Genomic DNA, 1,507 nt, shown 5'->3' on the forward strand with positions numbered 1-1,507 from the left:
TGACGGCGCTTAGTGCTGAATTCACTATCGGCGAAGGTGAGTTGATGGCTCATGATGTCCCTCTGGGATGCGCTCCGGATGAATATGATGATCTCATATCAGGAACTTGTTCGCACCTTCCCTAAGTCACCGGCGGCTTGCCTGCCACACATTGAACATTACAGACCAATTAGCACTTTGTCACCGGGGAAAGATGTAAAGATTATGTATAAATAGATTGGCTTAGAAGTGACATTTCAACTTTGGAGAAACAGGTGACATTTTAAACTTGCTTTAACAAAATTTTGGGACTGACCGAAACAAAAAGGCCAGCCCCGGAGGGCTGGCTATTCAGTACAGGGCAATGACAGGTTTCTTGATGCCGCAGGCGTGAGCGTAGCGGGTCAGTGTGTCGATGCTGGCTTTGGTGATGTTGTTTTCCAGGCGAGAAATAACCGGAGGTGTAACCCCCATGCGTTCAGCAACCTGCGCTTTTGTCAGGTTGTCATGCTTGCGCCATTCAGCAAGCAGCTCCCTGAGCTTTTCCTTACGTTCTTCTTCCTGCCATGCAGCGCGATATTCATCGTCCTGCATCCACTCGTTATGCAGTTCTTTATGGCTTACCAGTTTCATTAAGTACCTCCGCTAACCGCTTTTTGGCGAGATCGATTTCTTTCGCTGGCGTTTTCTGTGACTTCTTGATGAAAACACGGAGCATGATGATGGTATTGCCTTTGTGGTATACCCAGATTCCCCTGGCTATGTCCGTCCCCATCGTGCGGATCTCAAAAAGTCCATCGCCCAGGGGCTTCGTGTCCGGCTCCCGCAGTAATCGGGCGTCATACTCCAGTTTGCCGATGAGACGGTCAAACTTCACCCTGATTTTTACGGGTAATGCTGTGGCTTCTTCCCTGGCTTCCGGGTGATAAACAACGCTAAACATGTGACCTCCCATTTCTATTAATATTAACCTATAGGCTAATTTCAGACAAGGTAGAATTAACCTATAAGCTAATTTTGTTGGCAGTTATCGTGGCTACCCGGTCACTACCCTGTTAGCGTGAGTTTTCGTTCCACTGAGGAACGGGGATTTATGCGCGTTAGCGCATGTAAGGCGGCAGGATGAAATGACAGGTAGCACCGAGGGTTAGCCGCCGATACCAGTGAGGGATCGAAAGGGATCGCCTATCCATCCCTTCACCTTGCAAAGCCATATTCCGCTAAAAGCCGCTCAGAGGCTTTTGTGCGCGGTCGGAGTGGTCACAACAAGGGGACGTCTCAGAAAACGGAATCTATGGTCACTCCCGTTTTTGCAACACCGATTTTGACGACAAGTTGGCTTGCTTGAATCTATCCGGCGTCTGAATGGGATTTTATTCCCGCGCCTTGATGAGTTCCGCACCTGATGAACCTCCAGAAAATATACGGCTTCAATGAGCCTTTCCGTTTTACAGGTTCCTCAACAGGCCGGTGGGCCGTTAGTATCATCAATATCAGTATTCGCAAAACCAGATCAGTAATTCTTTAA

The 1,507-nt window shown here is 48.5% G+C and carries 2 protein-coding genes; both read right to left on the reverse strand.

The window, feature by feature from the left end:
• Window positions 1–330: 330 nt before the first annotated feature.
• Entirely contained in the window at window positions 331–612 is a 282-nt protein-coding gene (locus ACHHZ6_RS24650) for a helix-turn-helix transcriptional regulator (RefSeq protein WP_000780222.1), read from the reverse strand.
• Window positions 593–922 (reverse strand): type II toxin-antitoxin system RelE/ParE family toxin, encoded by a 330-nt coding sequence (locus ACHHZ6_RS24655; RefSeq protein ID WP_000493286.1) that lies wholly within the window; start codon window positions 920–922, stop codon window positions 593–595. The genes ACHHZ6_RS24650 and ACHHZ6_RS24655 overlap by 20 nt, the downstream gene beginning before the upstream one ends.
• Window positions 923–1,507: the final 585 nt, after the last annotated feature.

It is taken from the genome of Enterobacter cloacae complex sp. 2024EL-00214 (assembly GCF_043945575.1).
Classification (GTDB): Bacteria; Pseudomonadota; Gammaproteobacteria; order Enterobacterales; family Enterobacteriaceae; genus Enterobacter; species Enterobacter cloacae_P.

Coding starts and splice junctions, on each gene's coding strand:
- ACHHZ6_RS24650 (WP_000780222.1), bottom strand. CDS start 612: ATGAAACTGGTAAGCCATAAAGAACTGCATAACGAGTGGATGCAGGAC.
- ACHHZ6_RS24655 (WP_000493286.1), bottom strand. CDS start 922: ATGTTTAGCGTTGTTTATCACCCGGAAGCCAGGGAAGAAGCCACAGCA.